The sequence below is a fragment of the Frondihabitans sucicola genome (assembly GCF_030296615.1).
GTDB classification, from domain to species: domain Bacteria; phylum Actinomycetota; class Actinomycetes; order Actinomycetales; family Microbacteriaceae; genus Frondihabitans; species Frondihabitans sucicola.
In genome coordinates this window covers 2,344,529-2,363,457 of record NZ_AP027732.1, presented here as the reverse complement: position 1 = coordinate 2,363,457, position 18,929 = coordinate 2,344,529, and the positions used below count along the sequence as shown (strand labels likewise).

The 18,929-nt window shown below is 71.9% G+C and carries 12 protein-coding genes and 4 pseudogenes; 9 read left to right on the top strand and 7 right to left on the bottom strand.

The annotated features are described in order from the left end of the window. From QUE79_RS12150 to QUE79_RS26315, 3 genes and pseudogenes are all read right to left on the bottom strand, one after another. Entirely contained in the window at nt 1–2,541 is a 2,541-nt protein-coding gene (locus QUE79_RS12150; RefSeq protein WP_286343343.1) for a carboxylate--amine ligase/circularly permuted type 2 ATP-grasp protein, read from the bottom strand. An 83-nt stretch (nt 2,542–2,624) separates the two neighbouring features. Further along, a pseudogene (locus QUE79_RS25555) lies at nt 2,625–3,382 on the bottom strand (ADP-ribosylglycohydrolase family protein). Nucleotides 3,383–3,507: 125 nt separating this feature from the next. After that, nucleotides 3,508–3,567 (bottom strand): annotated as a pseudogene (locus tag QUE79_RS26315) (hypothetical protein); the annotation flags it as partial. Nucleotides 3,568–3,689: 122 nt separating this feature from the next. On the opposite strand from QUE79_RS26315, the gene QUE79_RS12135 reads away from it, so the two are divergent. After that, a complete protein-coding gene (locus QUE79_RS12135) occupies nt 3,690–6,068 on the top strand; it encodes a carboxylesterase family protein (RefSeq protein WP_286343340.1) in 2,379 nt (792 codons plus the stop codon). Nucleotides 6,069–6,178: 110 nt separating this feature from the next. Here QUE79_RS12135 and QUE79_RS12130 read toward each other — a convergent pair whose 3' ends face one another. Beyond that, nucleotides 6,179–6,988, bottom strand: coding sequence for an alpha/beta fold hydrolase (locus tag QUE79_RS12130; protein ID WP_286343339.1), 810 nt, complete (start codon nt 6,986–6,988; stop codon nt 6,179–6,181). Nucleotides 6,989–7,019: 31 nt separating this feature from the next. After that, nucleotides 7,020–8,681: a molybdopterin-dependent oxidoreductase gene (locus QUE79_RS12125; RefSeq protein ID WP_286343338.1), complete on the bottom strand. Its 1,662-nt coding sequence runs from the start codon at nt 8,679–8,681 to the stop codon at nt 7,020–7,022. On the opposite strand from QUE79_RS12125, the pseudogene QUE79_RS25550 reads away from it, so the two are divergent. The 5 genes and pseudogenes from QUE79_RS25550 to QUE79_RS12100 all read left to right on the top strand — a co-directional run. Continuing rightward, a pseudogene (locus QUE79_RS25550) lies at nt 8,599–9,030 on the top strand (class I SAM-dependent methyltransferase); the annotation flags it as partial. The gene QUE79_RS12125 and the pseudogene QUE79_RS25550 sit on opposite strands and share 83 nt — an antisense overlap. A 50-nt stretch (nt 9,031–9,080) precedes the next feature. After that, entirely contained in the window at nt 9,081–9,623 is a 543-nt protein-coding gene (locus QUE79_RS12115) for a hypothetical protein (RefSeq protein WP_286346866.1), read from the top strand. A gap of 264 nt (nt 9,624–9,887) precedes the next feature. After that, entirely contained in the window at nt 9,888–10,688 is an 801-nt protein-coding gene (locus QUE79_RS12110) for an SWIM zinc finger family protein (RefSeq protein WP_286346865.1), read from the top strand. Next, nucleotides 10,607–12,756 (top strand): annotated as a pseudogene (locus QUE79_RS12105) (DEAD/DEAH box helicase); the annotation flags it as partial. The gene QUE79_RS12110 and the pseudogene QUE79_RS12105, both read left to right, overlap by 82 nt. Before the next feature lie 45 nt (nt 12,757–12,801). Further along, nucleotides 12,802–13,437, top strand: coding sequence for a DEAD/DEAH box helicase (locus tag QUE79_RS12100; protein WP_350271698.1), 636 nt, complete (start codon nt 12,802–12,804; stop codon nt 13,435–13,437). Nucleotides 13,438–13,456: 19 nt separating this feature from the next. On the opposite strand, the gene QUE79_RS12095 is transcribed toward QUE79_RS12100, so the two are convergent. Beyond that, complete coding sequence (locus QUE79_RS12095) at nt 13,457–13,624, bottom strand: hypothetical protein (RefSeq protein WP_286343336.1); 168 nt, start codon at nt 13,622–13,624, stop codon at nt 13,457–13,459. Nucleotides 13,625–13,762: 138 nt separating this feature from the next. On the opposite strand from QUE79_RS12095, the gene QUE79_RS12090 reads away from it, so the two are divergent. The 3 genes from QUE79_RS12090 to QUE79_RS12080 all read left to right on the top strand — a co-directional run bounded on the left by QUE79_RS12090 (nt 13,763) and on the right by QUE79_RS12080 (nt 17,009). Next, on the top strand, nt 13,763–14,098 hold the full coding sequence (locus QUE79_RS12090) for a hypothetical protein (protein WP_286343335.1): 336 nt from the start codon (nt 13,763–13,765) through the stop codon (nt 14,096–14,098). 110 nt (nt 14,099–14,208) lie between these two features. Continuing rightward, nucleotides 14,209–14,892, top strand: coding sequence for a hypothetical protein (locus QUE79_RS12085; RefSeq protein ID WP_286343334.1), 684 nt, complete (start codon nt 14,209–14,211; stop codon nt 14,890–14,892). Next, nucleotides 14,889–17,009: a RecQ family ATP-dependent DNA helicase gene (locus QUE79_RS12080; RefSeq protein WP_286343333.1), complete on the top strand. Its 2,121-nt coding sequence runs from the start codon at nt 14,889–14,891 to the stop codon at nt 17,007–17,009. Before QUE79_RS12085 ends, QUE79_RS12080 begins: the two co-directional genes overlap by 4 nt. A gap of 40 nt (nt 17,010–17,049) precedes the next feature. Here QUE79_RS12080 and QUE79_RS12075 read toward each other — a convergent pair whose 3' ends face one another. Next, nucleotides 17,050–18,555 (bottom strand): BCCT family transporter, encoded by a 1,506-nt coding sequence (locus tag QUE79_RS12075; RefSeq protein WP_434011056.1) that lies wholly within the window; start codon nt 18,553–18,555, stop codon nt 17,050–17,052. Between the last annotated feature and the right edge of the window lie 374 nt (nt 18,556–18,929).

Here is an 18,929-nt window from a genome sequence, read left to right as displayed (position 1 = left end):
TCAGCTGCCCTCTTCCGCCGGTTCGGGGCCGATGATCCAGGTGTCTTTGGCGCCACCACCCCGGGACGAGTTCACGACCATGCTGCCCTCGGGAGCCACCCTCGTCAGGGCGAAGTCGGCGAGTCGGCTCTGCGTGGGGCCGACGCCCGTGAGATAGACGAAGGCACGGAGGTCGACGTGGCGCGGCTCCATTCCCGTCGGGGTGAGCGTCGGGTGCGACGAGAGCGTGACGACCTCCTGCGCCACCCAGCGGGCAGGATCCCTCGCGATCTCGGCCCGGCGCGTCGCCACCTCCGAGGCGTGGGCGCTCGGGCCGATCAGGACGCCGACGCCGCCCTCTCCGTCGACGGGTTTCGTGACGAGCTCCCCGACGCGGTCGAGCACGGCCAGCTTCTCCGCCTCGTCGGACAGGCGGTAGGTCGGAACCGACTCGAGCAGCGGCTTCTCGTCGAGGTAGTACTCGATCAGGTCGGGCACGGCGACGTACATCGCCTTGTCGTCGGCGAGGCCGTTGCCCGGGGCGTTGGCCAGGAAGACGTTGCCGCGCGAGGCGACGTCCATGATCCGGACGCCGAGATCGTCGGAGTGCGCTGCGCGGACGTCGAGCAGCTCGTCGTCCAGTCGCAGGTAGAGCGCGTCGATCACCGTGCCGCTTGTGCGTTCCACGACGTGCTGATCCCGCACCTCGAGGTCGTCCGCCGTGACGAGCAGCAGTCTCGCCCCCTCCGCGAGCGCCCTGTGCTCGTACCAGGCGGAGCTCTCCGGACCTCCGCTGAAGACGGCCGCCACGCCGGAGTCGCCCGTGTGCGCGAGAAGCGTGTCGTGAAGGAGCTCGAACACCGAGGCAGGATCGAGCAACCCGGCCGGCCGGGGAGCCTCCGGGACGACGTGGTCGAGCAGGGTGCGGACTGCGACGGCGTAGGCGGCGCCGCTGGGCGAGCGCACGTTGTCTTCGAGCACCCGCCAGCCGCCGAACTCGTTGCGGATGAGGTCGAAGCCCTGAACGGGTGCGCGCACGGTGCCGTTCGGCAGGAGGGTGGCCTCGACGCGCCAGCCCATCGCGTCGACGACCTGCGCTTCGGTGAGGACGCCGTCCGCGACGATCCTGCGGGTTCCGTAGGCGTCTTGGAGGAACGACTCGATCGCCCGGGCCCGCTGGGTGAGGCCCTTGGCGAGCTGCTTCCACTCGTGGTGGGTGACGATGCGGGGCACGAGGTCGACACCGAAGCCGCGCAGTTCGTCGTCGACCACGAAGCTCAGCCCGGCCTCTCTGGCGAACGTGTCGCGACGTTCGCAGCGCCGCTCGATCTCGGCGGCGTCGAGGCTGCGGAAGAATTCGGCGACGCCCGAGTAGGCGGGGCGCGCGCGGAGCCCGGGGCCGATGGCCTCATCGCCGGCGCGGAAGCGGTAGCCGGTGAGGGTCGGCAGCGTCGGCAGATCTCCGGCGGCGGGGCCGTGGGTCTCTTTGACGACGAGGTCGACGACGTCGTCGAGCCAGCCGCGTTCGGCGTAGGCGGCGCGCTGACGGTCGGCCGAGTTGCCGCGGGCGAGAGTCTGCTCGAGGAGGCCCTCGACGTCGTTCCAGTCACCGAGTTCTTCGAGCTGAGGGCGGAGCACCGCGGCGAGCTGCCGGACGGCCTGCGCCGCGGGGAGCCGCTCGGGGTGGGCGCCCAGGTCGAGCAGTTCGCCGGCGAGGCCGCCGCGGGCCGCCTGCCACATCGCGGCCCGGTGGATCGGCGCCGCCCGCACCACCTCGCGCTTGCCGTCCACGATGTCGATCTCGGCCTTGCGCACGGCGGCCCGGAAGAGCCCGGCGATCAGGACGGCGTCGTCGACGATGGGGCAGGCGTCGCAGGTGCGGAGCTCGAGCGTCGGCGCGTGGGACGACGGGCGGATGTCGAAGTAGGCCATCTTGGCGTCCGCGATCACGCCCGAGCCGATCAGATCCTGCACCATCCGGTCGTACTCGGCGGCGTTGCGCATGGGGCCGGTCGCGCCGGCACTGGGCCAGCGCTGCCAGATGATCGAGCGGATGCTCGCGTAGCCGGTGTCCTGGCCGTTCCAGAACGGTGAGCTGGCGCTGAGCGCGAGCAGGGCCGGCAGGACCGGTGCGACGCGGCCGGCGATCTGAACGGCGAGGTCGCGGTCGCTGACGCCGACGTGCACCTGGAGGCCGCAGATGAGCTGCTCGTCGACGAGGAGGCGGTACTGCTCCTGCATGCGGCCGTAGCGGCCGGTCGTCGTCAGTTCGAAGTCGGCGAACTCCGAGCGGGGCGCGGTGCCGGCCGCGGCGATGGCGAGGTCGCTCTGGCTCGCGACGTCGACGAGATCCTTCCGGAGCAGCAGGATCTCGCGGCGGAGATCGCTCAGGCTCGTCACGACCGGCACGTTGGTCTCGACCGTCGTGCGCTGCAGCTCTGCCCCGTAGCGATCGCCCGGCAGCTTCGACAGCAGCTGTGGAGCGCGCGCCGACAGCCGCTTCGTCTCGAGGTCGATCAGGTGCAGCTCTTCTTCCGCCCCGAGGGTCAGCTCTGCGCTCATTTCTCGAAGGTAGTCGGTCGGGCTCGCCGCAGGTACGGCCCCCGGGGAATCCACATCCTCCCGGTCTCGGCCCGGGGGTGAGGTCAGGCGGCGAGGGCGGCGAGAGTGAGCGCGTCGAGGTCGGAGGCCGTGAGGCCCGGCCAGCCGTGGACGACGGCCCGCCACTCGGACGGCACGCCCGACGCGCCGTAGAGCGCACCGGCGAGGCCACCGGCGATGGCCGCGACGGTGTCGGTGTCACGGCCTCCGCGGACGGCTCGTTCCAGGGCGTCCTGCAACGTCGTCGCCGCGACGATCGCGGACCACGCCCCCTGGAGGGCCTCGACGACCCAGCCGTTGCTGCCGAAGTCGCGCGGTTGCGAGGCCTCCGCCACGCGAATCCGCTCGGCCCAGAGATCGCGGCGCGACTCGGGCAGCCCCTCGATGCCCACGCCGAGGTCGGCCTCCCCGCTGAGAACGGCGTGCCGGATCGCGAGGCACCAGAGGACGCAGGCGTCGCCCGCGTCGGTCTCCCAGTGCGTCAGCTCGCTGATCCGGCGCGCGGCGAGCGCGAGGGCCCCTTCGCGTCCCTCCCCCAGGAACGCGAGCACCAGCGGGGCCGTGCGCATGAGCGAGCCGTTCCCCCGGAACGGCCCGCGCTCGCGTGCACGGCCTGCGAGGCGTCCCTCGCCCGCTGCTCGGTCGCGTCTCCCCCGAGGCGCCCGAGCACCTGCCGCGTCTGGGTGCCGACGTCGGGTGCGTCGTCCGCCCAGGCGACCCACTCGCGCGTGATGCCGGCCAGCACCTCCGGTTCGTCGAACCGGTCGCCGCGGGCCGCGGCGCGAGCCAGCGGAATCGCCATGCTCGTGTCGTCGGTCCACTCGCCCGGCTCCCACGCGAATGCTCCTCCCCGAGCATCCGAACGAGTGTGCCGTCGGACAGCGGCGGCCCGAACTCGTAGCCGGCCCCGAGCGCGTCGCCGCAGGCCGTGCCGAGCAGGACTCCCGCGGCGCGATCCCTCTGTTCGCTGGTGAGTGGTGTGCTCATGCGGTTCTCCTGCCTGCTCGTCTGCGGTGGTGCCTGGTGATCCTGCTATTTGCGCGCTTTCGCGTAAATGCACTCTAGCGCGTCTGCGACCGATTTGTGCACATTCGCGTAAATTGATCGTCATGCCCCTGTATCGAGACGCCACAGGATTCACCCTGGCCGACTACCCGCGCCCGTCCGTCGCCGTCGACACGGCGGTGCTGACCGTGACGCCCGCCGCCGAGCTGGGCGTCCTGCTGGTCCGGGCCGAGCGCTCGACCGAGGGCTGGCGGCTTCCGGGGACCTTCCTCCACGAGGGCGAGCGCCTGTCGGACGCCGTCTTGCGCTCGCTCCGCGACAAGGCGGGGGTGACCGGCCTGGCGCCCCGTCAGCTCCACGTCTTCGACGACCCGGATCGCGACGAGCGCGGCTGGGTGCTGTCCGTCGCGCACCTCGACGCCGTCCCGTTCCCGAGCCTCCCGGAAGACTCCGCCGGCACACGCATCGCCCCGGTCGCCTCGCTCGCCGAGGCGGATCTCCCGTTCGGGCACGAGCAGATCATCGCCGCCGCTGCCGAGGCCCTCCGCACCGACTACGCCGTCCGACCCGACCCGTCCGGCCTCCTCCCGCCGGAGCCGTTCACCCTCACCCAGCTCCGCCGCGTGCACGAGGCCGTCGCCGGCACCCCCTCCTCCGAGACGCCTTCCGCCGAGCGATGCTTCCGCTGCTTCGTCCCGTCGCGGGGGTGTCGCGCGGCACCGTCGGCAAGCCGGCCCAGCTCTATCTCCCCGCCTGACCGCTCCTCCCCGCACGACCCGGTCTTCGCGCCTGACCGCTCTTCGCGCGGGCGGGGAACATCGGCCCCGCAACAGGCGTTGGCTGGAGAGAGCAAAAGGAGAGGAATGTCCACAAGCGCCCAGTCCCCGCGCACCACCGACACACCCACAGAAACCGACGCCGACCTGATCGTCGACGTCACCGGCGGAACCGTCCGCGGCTTCCGCACCGGCTCCGAGGCAGCCGGCTCCGGCGGCATCCGCGCGTGGCGCGGTATCCCGTACGCGGCACCCCCGACCGGCGACCGCCGCTTCCGAGCCCCCGCGCCCGTCGAGCCGTGGGACGGCATCCGCAACGCGACCGACTTCGGCCCGATCGCCCCGCAGACGATCCGACGCCGCGCTCAGATCGGCCCCTCGCTCACGACGACCGACGAAGACTGCCTCACCCTCAACGTCCAGGCGCCCACGCTCGGCCCCGACGACGAGAGGCTCCCCGTGCTCGTGTTCATCCACGGCGGCGGGTACAGCGCGGGATCCTCCCGTGACTTCTCCGGGCAGGGCGAGAGCTTCGTCCTGACCGGACGGGCGCTCTACGTCAGCTTCAACTACCGCCTCGGCTCCCTCGGCTATCTCGATTTCACCCGCTACTCGACCGCGGAGCGCCCGATCGAGAGCAACCTCGGCCTGCGCGACCAGGTCGCGCTGCTCGAGTGGGTCCAGCGCAACATCGCGTCGTTCGGCGGCGACCCCGACAACGTCACGGTCTTCGGCGAGTCGGCGGGGGCGAGCGCGGTGACGACGCTGCTCGGCATCCCGGCCGGGCGCGGCCTGTTCGCGCGTGCCATCGCCCAGAGTTCGCCGCCGTCCGCGGTCTTCCGAGCCCGGCTGGCGGCGGAGTGGGCGGGCGACTTCGTCGAGATCCTGCGCCGGCGAGCCTCCGCGGTCGACGTGTCGAACAGCGAACGGGACGCCGTCGACCTCCTGCTGACCTCCGATCCAGCCGACCTCGTCGCGGCGTGCACCGAGCTTCAGCGCGACTCGCCCGACGCCTACCCCGGCACCTTCTGCCTCGCTCCGACGGTCGACGGCGACTTCGTGCCGGAGCACCCGATGCGCGCCATCCGGGAGGGGCGCGGCAACGACGTGCCGCTCATCATCGGTTCGAACGCGCGCGAGGGCGCCGTCTTCCGGGGCCCGCTCGACATCCTGCCGACCACGGCTCCGCGCATCGGCGCGATGTTCGCGCGGGCCCCCGGCTCGGCCAAGCAGGCGATGCTCGACGTCTACCCGGAGCTCGGCCACCGGCGTCGCGACGCCCGCGACTTCGGCGGCGACTACGGGTTCTGGTACCCGAGCACGGTGCTCGCCGACTGGCACTCCCGCCACGCGGCGACCTACGCGTACCGCTTCGACTTCGCTCCGCGCCTCCTCCGCCTGGCCGGCCTGGACGCGACCCACGGCGTCGAGATGTTCGCGTTGTTCGACCGCTTCGACCTGCCGCTGGTCCGCACCATGACGTCGCTCGGAGGGCGAGAGGAGTACGCGGCCGCCGGCCAGCGCATGCGCCTCGCCTGGCTCCGGTTCGCCACCGATGGCACCCTCCCTGCGTCGTGGCCGGCCTACTCCGAGCAGGATCGCGAGACCCTCATCATCGATTCCGAAGACCGCGTCGAGCAGGATCCCCGGCGGAAGCGACGCGAAGCCTGGAAGGCCTTCCTCCCCGTGTTCGAGACGCTCTGGTGAGGCCGGGGCGCGACCGGCCGACAGCCCCGTAATCGTGCAGAACTCGACGCTCGTCTTCGGGTGAGGCGGTCAGGGGCGCACGACGAACGGCCATCGAACCCCGAACACCCTCAGCGCGAGGCTAGGAAGTCGGCGGCGTAGCCACCCCAGGCGGCGAGTTGAGCGGGGGTCGCGGCGACGCGCAGGGCGGCGTCGGGGAGGTACTCCGCCAGCAGGGCACCGGTCACGACGGGGTGCCCGGGGTCGCCGGCCCACGACAGCAGCAGCGTCGGAACGTCGACCGCCGCGATCGCTGTCGCTGACGGCAGGTCGGAGCGAGCCGCACCACGGAAGATCGTCGGCATCGCCTCGGCGGTGACCCCGAGCTCGCCGCCGAGCATGTCGACCTCGGCGAAGACCGGCGGCTGCTCGGGGGCATCGGCCATCATCGCCTCGAAGGCGGCCACCCCCTGCTGCTCGACGAGATCGGCCAGCTGGGTGTACACGCCGGCCTGCCCGGCCCGGGTCTCCCAGGCGGTCGGCGCGCTCGTCAGGACGAGAGCGGAGAAGCGATCAGGATCGAGGACGGCGGCGTGAAGCAGCGTCGCCGTTCCCATCGACGACCCGATGCCGGCCACGCGCTCGCCCGGTGCCACCTCGTCGAGGAGGGCCAGGAGATCGTGCGCGAGGTTCTTCCACTCGTAGTCGGACGACGCGCCGGTGAACGTCGAGTGGCCGTGCCCGCGGGCGTCGTAGCGGACGAGCCGGTGCCCCGACGCGACGACCGGAGCCCAGTCGAACATGCCCTGCGTCTCTTGCGCGTCACGTGACGAGCTGAGGCCGTGGGCCCAGATCGCGGTCGGGCCGTGCCCCTCTTCGGTCCAGGCGAGAGACGTTCCGCGGACGGGGGTGGAGTGCTCGTCGAGCTGCAGGTCAGTCATGACCTCAGTATTCACCCGCCCGCCGAATCTGCTAGCGGCGAACCGTCACCGAGATCTCGTCCCACCCCTCGGCTCCGTTCGGCGCGGGCGAGACGTACTTGGCGGGCTGCGTCGTGCCGTCCTTGGAGGTCGCCCGCACCTGCACCCGGTGCGTGCCAGACGTCACCGGCCAGCGGTACACCCACTGCCGCCAGGTGTCGTCCGACACCGAGTTCGCGAGCGTGGCCTCGCGCCACTGGCCGCTGTCGATCCGCACGTGGACGGAGGCGATCCCCGTGTGTGGTTCCCAGGCCACGCCGGCCAGAGGCACCGTTCCGTCGTTTCCCGGCGCGACGGTCGATCCGGGGCTCGGAGTGTCGATGCGCGACTCGAGCTTGACGGGGCCGCGCGCCGTGTACCCGCGGGTCGTCCAGTAGGCCTTCTCGTCGGCGAACCTCGTCACGTGGAGCGACGTCACCCACTTGGTCGCCGAGACGTATCCGTAGAGGCCGGGCACGACCATGCGCACCGGGAAGCCGTGCTCGATCGGAAGCGGCTCGCCGTTCATGCCGATCGCGAGAAGGGCCTGGGTTCCGGGATCCTGCAGCACCGACAGCGGCGTGCTGGCGGTGAAGCCGTCGATGCTCCGGGAGAGGACCATGTCGGCGTCCTGGTGAACGCCGACCTTGGCGAGCAGCGAACGGAGCGGATAGCCGAGCCAGAGAGCGTTGCCGATCAGGTCGCCGCCGACGTCGTTCGAGACGCAACTGAGGGTGGCGAGGTGCTCGACGAGCGGGAGGTCGAGCAGTTCTTTCCAGGTGAGCGTCAGCGGGGTGTCGACCAGACCGGTGATCTCGAGCTTCCAGGTGGTGGGATCGACCTGGGGCACGGAGAGCGCCGTGTCGATCCGGTAGAAGTCGGCGTTGGGCGTCACGTACGGGGCGAGCCCGGCGATGCGCAGAGAGGAACCGGCGGGGATCGCCGGCGCCTTCACGGCAGCCCGCGGCAGACGGACCGCGCCCCGGAGGGCTGCGGCGTTGACGGCGGAGGCGTTGATGACGCGGGCCCCGGCGCCCAGGACGACCGAAGCGGCCGCCGACACGAGGCCCAGCCTCAGGAACGCGCGACGTTCGACGGGCGTCTGCCGCAGCGGCGGAGTGAGCTGCACGACCTCGTCGCCGCGGGCCTCGGCGGCAGCGTTGGCAGCAGCCGCCTGCCACCGGAACAGGCGCCCGATCAGCGCGTGCAGCAGGACGACGGCGACCACGCCCCCGACGACGCTCGGCACCATGTCGAAATCGGTCGCGTCGGCGCGGGTGCGGACGGCGATGACGGCCAGCAGGGTTCCGACACCGAAGATGCTGCGGCCCCAGGGCGCGCGGGAGCGCTCGAGCAACCCCGCAGCGGCTGCGATCACAACCAGCAGGATCCCCATCAGCGCGAACAGGGCCAGCTTGTCTCCCGTGCCGAACAAGCCCACCATCGTGGTCTTCGCGCCGGGCGGGGCGAGGTCGATCACCGCCGACCCGACCCCCACCAGCGGGCTCGAACCGGCGCCGACGAACACGGCCACGACCTCCGCACCGGCGAGGAACCCGGCGAGCGCCACGAGGCCGGACGCGCCGGCGAGGATGCGCGCCGCCCGCGCGCCGGGTGCGTCGCTAGGTGCGGCCGCCCGGCCGCTTTCGGCGGCGGGGGCGTGGCGCAGGGTCATGGGCGCCAGAGTAGGCCCGAAGGCCGGGCGAATGCTGCGGGTTCCGGGCTTGCCACCCCGGCAAAAACGCTCGGCGCGTCGCGCGCGGATCGGTCACGCTGAGCCCATGACCTCCCCCGTGTTCGACGAAGCCTTCTGGAACGACCTCTACGGCACCGCCCCGCTCTGGAGCGGCAGCCCCAACCCGCACCTGGTCACGGTCGCCACCGACCTCCGAGCGGGCACCGCCCTCGACGTCGGCAGCGGCGAGGGCGGCGACGCGATCTGGCTGGCGGGACGCGGCTGGAGCGTGACCGGCGTCGACCTGTCGACGGTCGCCCTGGCGAGGGCGCAGGAGGCCGGCGCTCACGATCCGGCCACGGTCGCCCGGATCACGTGGCAGCACGTCGACCTGCTCGAGTGGACTCCCCCGCCTCCAGCTTCGACCTCGTCTCGTCGCAGTACATGCACCTGCCCTCGCCCGACATGCGCGCCCTCGTCACCGCGCTCGCCGCCTCGGTGCGCCCGGGCGGCACGCTCCTCGTCGTCGGGCACGCGGACTCGGAGCACCGCGGCGTCCCGGACGGTGCGCCGTCGCACGGGGCTGCGGTGCACGGGGCTGCGGTGCACGGGGTCGCTGCGCGCGGTGCTGGTGCGCATGGCTTTGGTGCGCACGGCGGCAACTCGCACGGTGGTGCGCACGGCGGCGGCTCGCACAACGGTGACGCCGGCGGCGGCTCGCACGACGGTGACGCCGACGGCGACTCGCACGACGGTGACGCCGGCCACGGGGCGGTCTTCGCCGACGGCGAGCGCCCGGCGTTCGACCCCGACCTGTTCTTCACGGCGGAGGCACTCGTCGACCTGCTCTCCCCCACCGACTGGGACGTCGTCGCTGCCGAATCCCGTCCCCACCCCACCCGCCCGGGCTCCGACGCCGTCCTGCACGCCCGCCGCCGCTGATCCCCGGTCCCCTCACCTCCCTCCTGCCCCGCCCCGTCCCGTCCCACCCTCCGGAAATCGAAGGGGATTTTTGCGCGACGGCCCTCGGATCCGCATGGGCAGTCGCCATCTGCGCACATCCCCTTCGATTTCTGGAGGGGGCGGGCGCGAGGGGGCGGCGGGCGGGGGCGGGGTGGGGGCAGGGCGGGGTGGGGGCGGGGGCGGGGTGGGGGCAGGGCGGAGCACAGGGCCGCCGGTGTCGGGGGGTCGTGACAAGCTGGAGGCATGCCGCCGGCCGTTCCTCTCGTCGACGCGACCGATGTCATCCGGCTCGTCGGGCCGGGGGCCTTCGATCGTGCAAAAGCTCTCGTTCGCGAGCGACGGGTGACGGGTGTGCGCTTCGACGCCGACGCACTCGTGCTCGAGGGGATGGTGCAGGGCAGCGAGCCCGAGCCCTACGAGGCGAGCGTCCTCCTGGCGCGCACCCGCGGCGACAACGCGCGGCCCGCCGACAGCTCCTGTACCTGCTATGTCGGCAGCGAGTGCAAGCACGTCGCGGCCGTCCTGCTGCAGAGCAATGCCGAGACCATCGCTCGACAGCAGAAGCCGGTGCGCACCGGCTCCGCCTCGACGGCCTCCTCGAATTGGAAGGACGCTCTCGACGCCCTCGCCGGGTCTCCTGCCGGCGATCGCACGCCGGCCACAACGATGGGGCTCCTCTTCGAACTGCGCGAGCGAACTCGGTCGCAGAGCGCCCGCTGGGGCGCCCCGAAGTCCCGCGCGGGGACGGCGGCGAGCGCGGCCGCGGGAGCGACCTTCCGGCTCGGTGTGCGGCCGGTGACGCAGAGCGCGACCGGCAACTGGGTCCGCGGCGATCTCACGTGGACAACGCTGCCCTTCTCCCTCAACCGCCTCGGCGCCAGCCCCGAGCAGCACCGCTGGTTCGGGCAGTTCCAGGCGCTGCACAAGTCGGCGCGCGACGCCTACGTGCCGGGTGACTCCGAGTGGCTCTTCCTCGACGAGTTCGCCAGCCCCTGCTCTGGCCGCTGTTGGCCGAGGGGGCACGGCTCGGCATCACGCTCGTGACCGGCAAGCGCGAGATCGACGTCGTCGTCGCCGAGCGCGCCGCCGTCACCATCGACGTGGCATCCGCAGAGCGGACCGGAGAGGCCGAGTCGTCGCCGCCAGCCCCGGGGCCCGCCAGCCAGCCGCAGCCCAGCACCACCACCGGCACCAGCACCAGCACCAGCACCAGCACCAGCACCACTACCACCGACCGCCCGACGAGCCCCCGCGCGCGAGCAGCGGCCGCAGTCGCCGCGGCGGCCGCCGACGCCGCCCGCGAAGCAGCCGCAGACGCCGCGCGCGACCCGCAGACTCCCGCGCCGGCCGCCGCCGACCTGCAGCTCACGGCGGCGGTGCAGATCGACGGCCGAGCACATCCTGCCGCCTCCATCGGCGTGATCGCCGACCACGGCGTCTACTCCTGGCGCTTCGGCCCCGCTCTGCACCTGGTCCTCGCTCCGACCGGTCCCCTCACCGACGAACAACGCGCTCTCGTCACCTCCCAGAAGCCGATCGAGGTGCCCGCGTCCGACTCGGCGGAGTTCCTTCGCGACTTCTATCCGCGCCTGTCGCGCGTCGTCGAGGTCGTCAGCACCGATTCGTCGGTGAGTCTTCCCGAGATCCTGCCGCCCGTCCTCGTCCTGACGGTGACGTTCGGCGCCGGCGATCGCCTCGACCTCGCCTGGTCGTGGCTCGACGCGGGCCGCCGCGAGAAGCTCGGCACGTACCCGCTGCCGCCCGGGCTGATCGCCGACCTCGGCGCCCCACCGGTCGCGCTCACCCTGCACGGTCTCGACTCCGCAGAGTTCGTCGACCGCGTCCTCCCCGTTCTCGAAGCGCGCGACGACGTCCGGGTCGAGCAGGTCGGCGAGCGCCCCGACTACCGTGAGCTCACCGCCGAGCCGACCCTCGAGGTGACGACCGTCGAGACGGACAAGCGCGACTGGTTCGACCTCGGCGTCCTGGTCACCGTCGAAGGGCGATCGATCCCGTTCGCGCCGCTGTTCACGGCACTGTCGAAGGGGCGCGACAAGCTGCTGCTCGTCGACAAGTCGTACCTGTCGCTCCGGCAGCCGATCTTCGACGGGCTCAAGCGGCTCATCGCCGAGGCCACCGCCCTCGACGAATGGGAGACCGGCGAACTCCACCTCAACCGCTACCAGGCCAGTCTCTGGTCGGAATTCGAAGAGCTCGCCGACGCCACCCGGCAGAGCGAGGCCTGGAGCCGCACTGTCGGCGGCCTCCTCCGCATCTCCCGCGGCGACAGTCTCGATGAGACGCCGGTGCCCGACGGAGTCAGGGCCACCCTCCGTCCGTACCAGCTCGACGGCTTCCGCTGGCTGGCCTTCCTCCACGACCACGGGCTCGGCGGCGTCCTGGCCGACGACATGGGGCTCGGCAAGACGCTGCAGACGCTCGCGCTGTTCGAGCACGCGAGGGCCGCGAACGCTCCACACACCGCAAACGCTGAGGACACCGCACACACCACGAACACCGCAAACACCGCAAACACCACGCAGACCTCCCGAGGCCCGTTCCTGGTCGTCGCTCCCACCTCCGTCGTCTCCAACTGGGCGGCCGAGGCGGCCCGCTTCACACCCGAGCTTCGCGTGCGGGCGGTGACGACGACGGCTGCGAAGGGTCGCCTGAACCTCGACGAGCTCGCCGGCCACGTCGATGTCGTCGTGACGTCGTACGCCCTGTTCCGCATCGACTTCGCCAAGTACCAGGCCGTCGCCTGGGCCGGACTCGTGCTCGACGAGGCGCAGATGATCAAGAACCGCCAGTCGAAGGCGCACAAGGCCGCGGCCGACCTCCGGGCGCCCTTCAAGCTCGCCATCACGGGCACGCCGATGGAGAACGACCTGATGGATCTCTGGTCGCTCTTCCACGTGGTCTCCCCGGCCTGCTGTCGACCGGTCTGCGGTTCACCGACGAGTACGTCAAGCCGATCTCGCAGCACGACCGCCCCGAACTGCTGTCGCGGCTCCGCACCCGAATCCGACCGCTGATGCTCCGCCGCACCAAAGAGACGGTTGCGAGCGACCTGCCCGAGAAACAGGAGCAGCTGCTCCGCGTCGACCTGGAACCCGCGCACCGCAAGCTGTACGACCTGTTCCTCCAGCGCGAGCGCATGAAACTGCTCGACCTCGTCGACGACCTCGACCGCAACCGGTTCATCGTCTTCCGGTCGCTCACCCTCCTGCGGATGCTCGCCCTCGACGCCACGCTCGTCGACGACGAGGCGTACGCCGGAGTTCCGTCGTCGAAACTCGACGTCCTCGTCGAGGAGCTCGCCGACGTGATCGCCGGCGGTCACCGCGCCCTCGTCTTCAGCCAGTTCACGTCGTACCTGCGTCTCGTCGCCGCCCGCCTCGATGCAGAGGGCATCACGTACGACTACCTCGACGGCTCGACCAGACGCCGCTCCGAGGTGATCGACGGCTTCAAGTCGGGAACCTCCACGGTCTTCCTCATCAGCCTGAAGGCCGGCGGCTTCGGGCTGAACCTCACCGAGGCCGACTACGTCTTCCTGCTCGACCCGTGGTGGAATCCGGCGTCCGAGGCGCAGGCGATCGACCGCACGCACCGCATCGGTCAGACGCGCGGCGTCTTCGTGTACCGCATGATCGCCAACGACACGATCGAAGAGAAGGTGATGCAGCTCAAGGAGAAGAAGGCCAAGCTCTTCGACGCGATGATGGACGACGACGAGCAGGCGTTCGGGGCGGCGCTCACCGCCGACGACATCCGCGGCCTGCTCGAGTAGGCGTGCTCTCGACGGTTCGTCAGTCGGTGCCGCGCCGCCAGATCTCCTCCTGGATCGCGTGCGCGAACGCGGCGAGCTGCGTCTGCTCGAGCGACCCCGGATCGCGCGGCTCCGGGTCGAAGACGCACAGCACGCCGATGCGATGCCCGGAAGGACTCTCGACCGGGTGTCCCGCGAAGAAGCGCACTGCCGGAGCCTGCCCGGCTCCTCCGCCGCGCGATTCGTCGAGTCGCGGCCGAGGTCGGGTACGACGAGCGCGGATCCTCGCAGGATCGTGCGGACGCACAGTTCGTCGACCGCATCACCCTCGACGTCGTCGAATCCGATGCGGCTCTTCACCCACTGGCGGTCGTGGTCGATCAGGGTGAACGCCGCGTACCGGGTCCCGAACGCCGACGCGGCGGCCCCGACGACGGCGTCGAGCGCCACCTCCGGGGCCGTGTCGAGGATGCGGAGCGCGTCGAGCGCAGCCTGGCGTTCGTCCTCCCGCTGCGCCTCGTCGCGCCGGACCCGGGCCGTCTCGTCGGGCAGCGTGCGGTACATGGCGACCATGTCGATCGGGGCGGCCCGTTCGACCGAAGCGCGGTCGTCGCGATCCTGCGTCTCGGCCGCCATCACGCTCGCGACCCGCTCGGCCAGGATCGATGCCCACACCCGGTAGTCGGCCGGGGCGCGGTACCGCGAGCCGGTCGGCTCCTGCGCCGGGAGCGCGACGAACTCGGCGCCGTAGGCGGTGCACACTCCGGCCGTCGCGGCGTTCAGGAGGCGCGCGTGCCGGTCGCCCACGCGGCCGAACGGTCCGCCGAAGGTCGGGACGTCGAGCAGCGGCGGGATCCCGACGACGAACACCCGGGTCGACGCCGAGCTCTCCATCGCCAGCGCCCCGAGGAGCACGCCGAGTTCCCGGCGCCAGACGTCGACCGGGGTGAGCCGCAGGGCGTCGGCTCCGCCGAGGACGAGCAGGATCGCGTCGTACCGCCAGACGTCCAGGCCGGCGGTCGCGCGCACCGCGGTCTCGATCCGCAGGTCGGCGTCGGCGTGGAGGTCGACGTCCACGCCGCGGCCGGTGCGGCGGGAGAGCTCGCGGGCCACGTGGCCCAGGAGCCCCAGGGCGTGCGTCAGGACGCCGGACCCGATCGTCGCCGGAGTGCCGAACACGAGGACGCGATCGGGGTCCGGGCCGGCCACGTGCGCCTGCGGCGCATCGAGCGGGGTCGGGACGTTCGGGAACTGGGCGCCGCGCTGGCGAAGGCGCAGCCGCATGAAGGGGCGAAAGAGGGAGGTGAGGTGATCCCGCACGGAGTTCCGATCCGGTCGCGCGAGCTGGTGACGCGTGAGAGGCGTCGCTCGCGGTCCAGACGGGGTCCGGGTCTGCAGGTTCGGTCTACCGCCCGGAGCGGGTCCGCGTCAACTCGGGGCTGGGTGTCACCCGCGCCTGGCAGAGTGGCCGCATGACGACGACCAGCACCGACCTCGACGCCGAAGCGCTCGACCTCCTCCGAGCACTCACCGGCCGGGCCGACGCGGTGTTCCACGACGGTCAGCTCGAGGCGATCCGCGCCCTCGTCGACGATCGCCGTCGGGCCCTCGTCGTCCAGCGCACCGGCTGGGGCAAGTCCGCCGTGTACTTCATCGCGACCCTTCTGATCCGCCGTCGCGGCGCCGGCCCGACCCTGCTCGTGAGCCCGCTGCTGGCGCTGATGCGTGACCAGGTGGCCGCGGCGGCCCGGGCGGGCGTCCGCGCCGCCGCCGTCAATTCGGCGAACGCCCACGAGTGGGGCGACGTGCAGCGGCAGATCGCCCAGGGGCAGGTCGACGTCCTCCTCGTCTCACCCGAGCGCCTGAACAACCCGCGTTTCCGCGACGAGCAGATGCCCGAGCTGATGCGCACCATGGGAATGCTGGTGGTCGACGAGGCCCACTGCATCTCCGACTGGGGCCACGATTTCCGGCCCGACTACCGCCGTCTGGCCGAACTGATCCGCACCCTGCCCGGCGAGATCCCCGTGCTGGCGACGACGGCCACCGCGAACGAACGCGTCGTCGCCGACGTCGAAGAGCAGCTCGGCTCAGGAACGCCCGTTCTCACGATCCGGGGCAGCCTCGCCCGCGCCTCCCTCCGGCTGGGCGTCCTGACCCTCCCCACGAGTCGCGAGCGACTCGGCTGGCTGCTGTCGCACCTCGTGAGCCTCCCCGGCAGCGGCATCATCTACACGCTGACCGTCTCCGCCGCCGACGACACCGCCCGGCTCCTTCGCGAAGCCGGCCACGAGGTCGCCGCGTACTCGGGTCGCACCGACCCCGAAGAGCGCGAGGTCCTCGAGCAGCGGCTCAAGACGAACGACCTCAAGGCCCTGGTGGCGACCAGCGCCCTCGGCATGGGTTTCGACAAGCCCGACCTCGGCTTCGTCGTGCACCTCGGCGCCCCGTCGTCCCCCGTGGCCTACTACCAGCAGATCGGCCGCGCCGGCCGCGCCACCGACAACGCCGACGTCCTCCTGCTGCCGGGCCGCGAAGACGCCGACATCTGGCAGTACTTCGCCACCGCGTCGATGCCGTCCGAGTCGCGGGCGAAGGCCGTCCTGGCCGAGCTCTCCGGCACGCCGCTCTCCACGCCCGCGCTCGAGGCGCGGGTCGACCTCAAGCGCACGCCGCTCGAGCTGATGCTCAAGGTGCTCGACGTCGACGGCGCCGTGCAGAAGGTCCAGGGCGGCTGGGTGTCGACCGGGCTGGCCTGGCGGTACGACCGCGAGCGCTACGAGCGCATCGCGGCGGCCCGCGTCGCCGAACAGGACTCCATGCTCCGCTACGAGTCGGCCACCACCTGCCGCATGCAGCTCCTCCAGGCCGACCTCGACGATCCTGCCGCGGCCCCCTGCGGGCGCTGCGACATCTGCGCCGGGGTCTGGTACCCGACCGACGTCGCCTCCGAAGCCGCCGGCCGCGCGACCACGGCTCTCGACCGCGTCGGCGTCGAGGTCGAGCCGCGTGCGCAGTGGCCCGCGGGCGCCGACCGCGCCGGCGTCTCGCTCACGGGCAAGATCCCTCCCGAAGAGCGCGTCGAGTCGGGCCGCGCCTTGGCGCGCCTCACCGACCTGGGCTGGGGGACGACGCTCCGCGAGGTGTTCGCCGCCGGATCCCCCGACGCCCCGCTCTCCCGGGGCCTTCTCGACGGCTGTGTCCGCGTCCTCAAGGAGTGGCCGTGGGCCGAGCGCCCGACCGCGGTCGTCGCGATGCCGTCGACCTCCCACCCCGAGCTCGTCTCCTCGCTCGCCGAGGCGCTCAGCTCGGTCGGGCGGCTGACGCTGCTCCCGCCCCTCACGGCCACCGGCCCGGGTTCCACGACCGGGCGCGCCCGTGGCGGCGCCAACAGCGTCTATCGGCTCGCCGACGTGTGGCAGGCGTTCGAGGTGAGCCCCTCGCTGGCCGAGGCCCTCGCCGGCCAGAGCGGCCCCGTCCTGCTCGTCGACGACCTGGTCGACAGCCGCTGGAGCCTCACCGTGGCCGGCCGGGCCCTTCGCCGCGCCGGGGCTCCCGCCGTCCTGCCCTTCGCGCTGGCTCTCGTCGGCTGAGCCTGCGCGCTCTCGCGACGAGCGACGACCGGCCGTCGCGTCAGCGGCGCAAGCGCCTCCGCAGCAGCGCGATGGGGCCCGTCCTCGGGTCGACCTGCGACGGCCGTTCGACCTCCTGCTCGTAGTGCGCCGTGAGTTCCTCCAGCAGGACCGCGCGCTCGGCGGCGCGGTAGGCCCGGATCTCCCGGGTGAAGGCGATCACCGTCGCCCAGCACATGAGGATCATGACCACGCTGAACGGCAGAGCGGTCGTGATCGCCGCCGTCTTGAGAGCGGTCAGTCCGCCCGACACGAGCAGCGAGATCGCCACGAGCGCCGTCACCCCGGCGAAGAACACGCGAATCCACGCCTTCGGCTCGAGCTGCCCTCCGGTCGCGATCATCGACATGACGAGGGCGCCCGAGTCGGCCGACGTCACGAAGAAGACGCCGATCAACAGGATCGCGCCGGCGATCAGGACAGTACCGGCCGGGAGCGAGCCCAGGAGCTGGAACAGCGCCCCTTCGACGTCCACGCCCCCGTGCGGGCCGACGAGCGACACCCGCCCCGACATCTGCGCCTGCAGGGCCGCGCCGCCGAGGATGGCGAACCAGAGGAACGTCAGCAGCGTCGGCACCAGCAGCACTCCGAAGACGAACTGCCGCACCGTACGGCCCTTCGAGATGCGGGCGATGAAGATGCCGACGAACGGTGCCCACGACATCCACCAGCCCCAGTAGAACGTGGTCCACGCCCCCTGCCAGGCCTCACCGCGCGCTCCGCTGAAGGCGCTCACGTCGAACGCGAGCCCGACGAAGTTCTGCAGGTAGTCGCCGATCGTCTGGACGAACTCCCGCAGCAAGAACTGCGTCGGCCCGACGGCGAGCACGAACACGAGTAGCAGGGCCGCCAGGAACAGGTTGAAGTTCGACAGGATCTTCATGCCCTTCGACACACCCGTCACGAGCGACACGATCGCGACCAGGGTGACGACCACGATCAACACGATCTGCACACCGAGCGAGTTCTCGAGCACCCCGATCGCCGCCAGCCCGGCGTTGATCTGCAGCACCCCGAGGCCGAGCGAGGTCGCGACGCCGAACAGCGTGCCGACCAGGGCGATCACGTCGATGGCGTTGCCCCAGCCGCCCCGCACCCGTGTGCCCAGCAGGGGTTCGAGTGCCCAGCGGATCGACACGGGACGCCCGCGGCGATGGATCGCGTAGGCGAGCGCGAGCCCGACGACGACGTAGATGGCCCACGCGTGCAGCCCCCAGTGCAGGAAGGTCTGCGTCAGGGCCTGCTGAGCGAGGTGCGCCGGCGTCCCGGTCACGCCGGGCCGCGGCGAGGCGAAGTGGCTGAGGGGTTCCGAGACGCCGTAGAAGACGAGGCCGATGCCCATACCCGCGGCGAAGAGGAGGGAGAACCACGACACGGTCGAGAACTCCGGCTTGTCCTCGTCCTTCCCGAGGACGATGTCGCCGAAGCGGCTGAACCCGATCCACAGCACGAAGCCGACGAACGCCGCCGCGACCAGCACGTAGTACCAGCTGAAGTCGCGGACGATGTTCGCCTGCAGGGCGGCGAACGCGGCCTCGGTCTGCCGGGGGCGATGAGCGCGAACACCACGAACCCGAGCACGATGACGGCGGCGGGGCCGAACACCCAGCGGCTGACGCCGAACCTGCCGCTGACGCCGCGCGTCGCCGTCCGTGTCTCGTTCGACATGCCGCCCCGACCCGTTCCGCGGGGTGGTGAGCCCGCTGAGCCCGATAGTACGACCGAGCCGGGCCCCCGACCGAGAATGACCCGAGTTGCTGCGCGACGCGCATAGTTACGTGCCGCGCAAGATCCTGCGCTCCTCTAACGCAGAGCGGGTGAAGCGGGCAGGATGACGGGAACCCACCGCAGACCGACACCGCACGTCACGACAACGGAGGC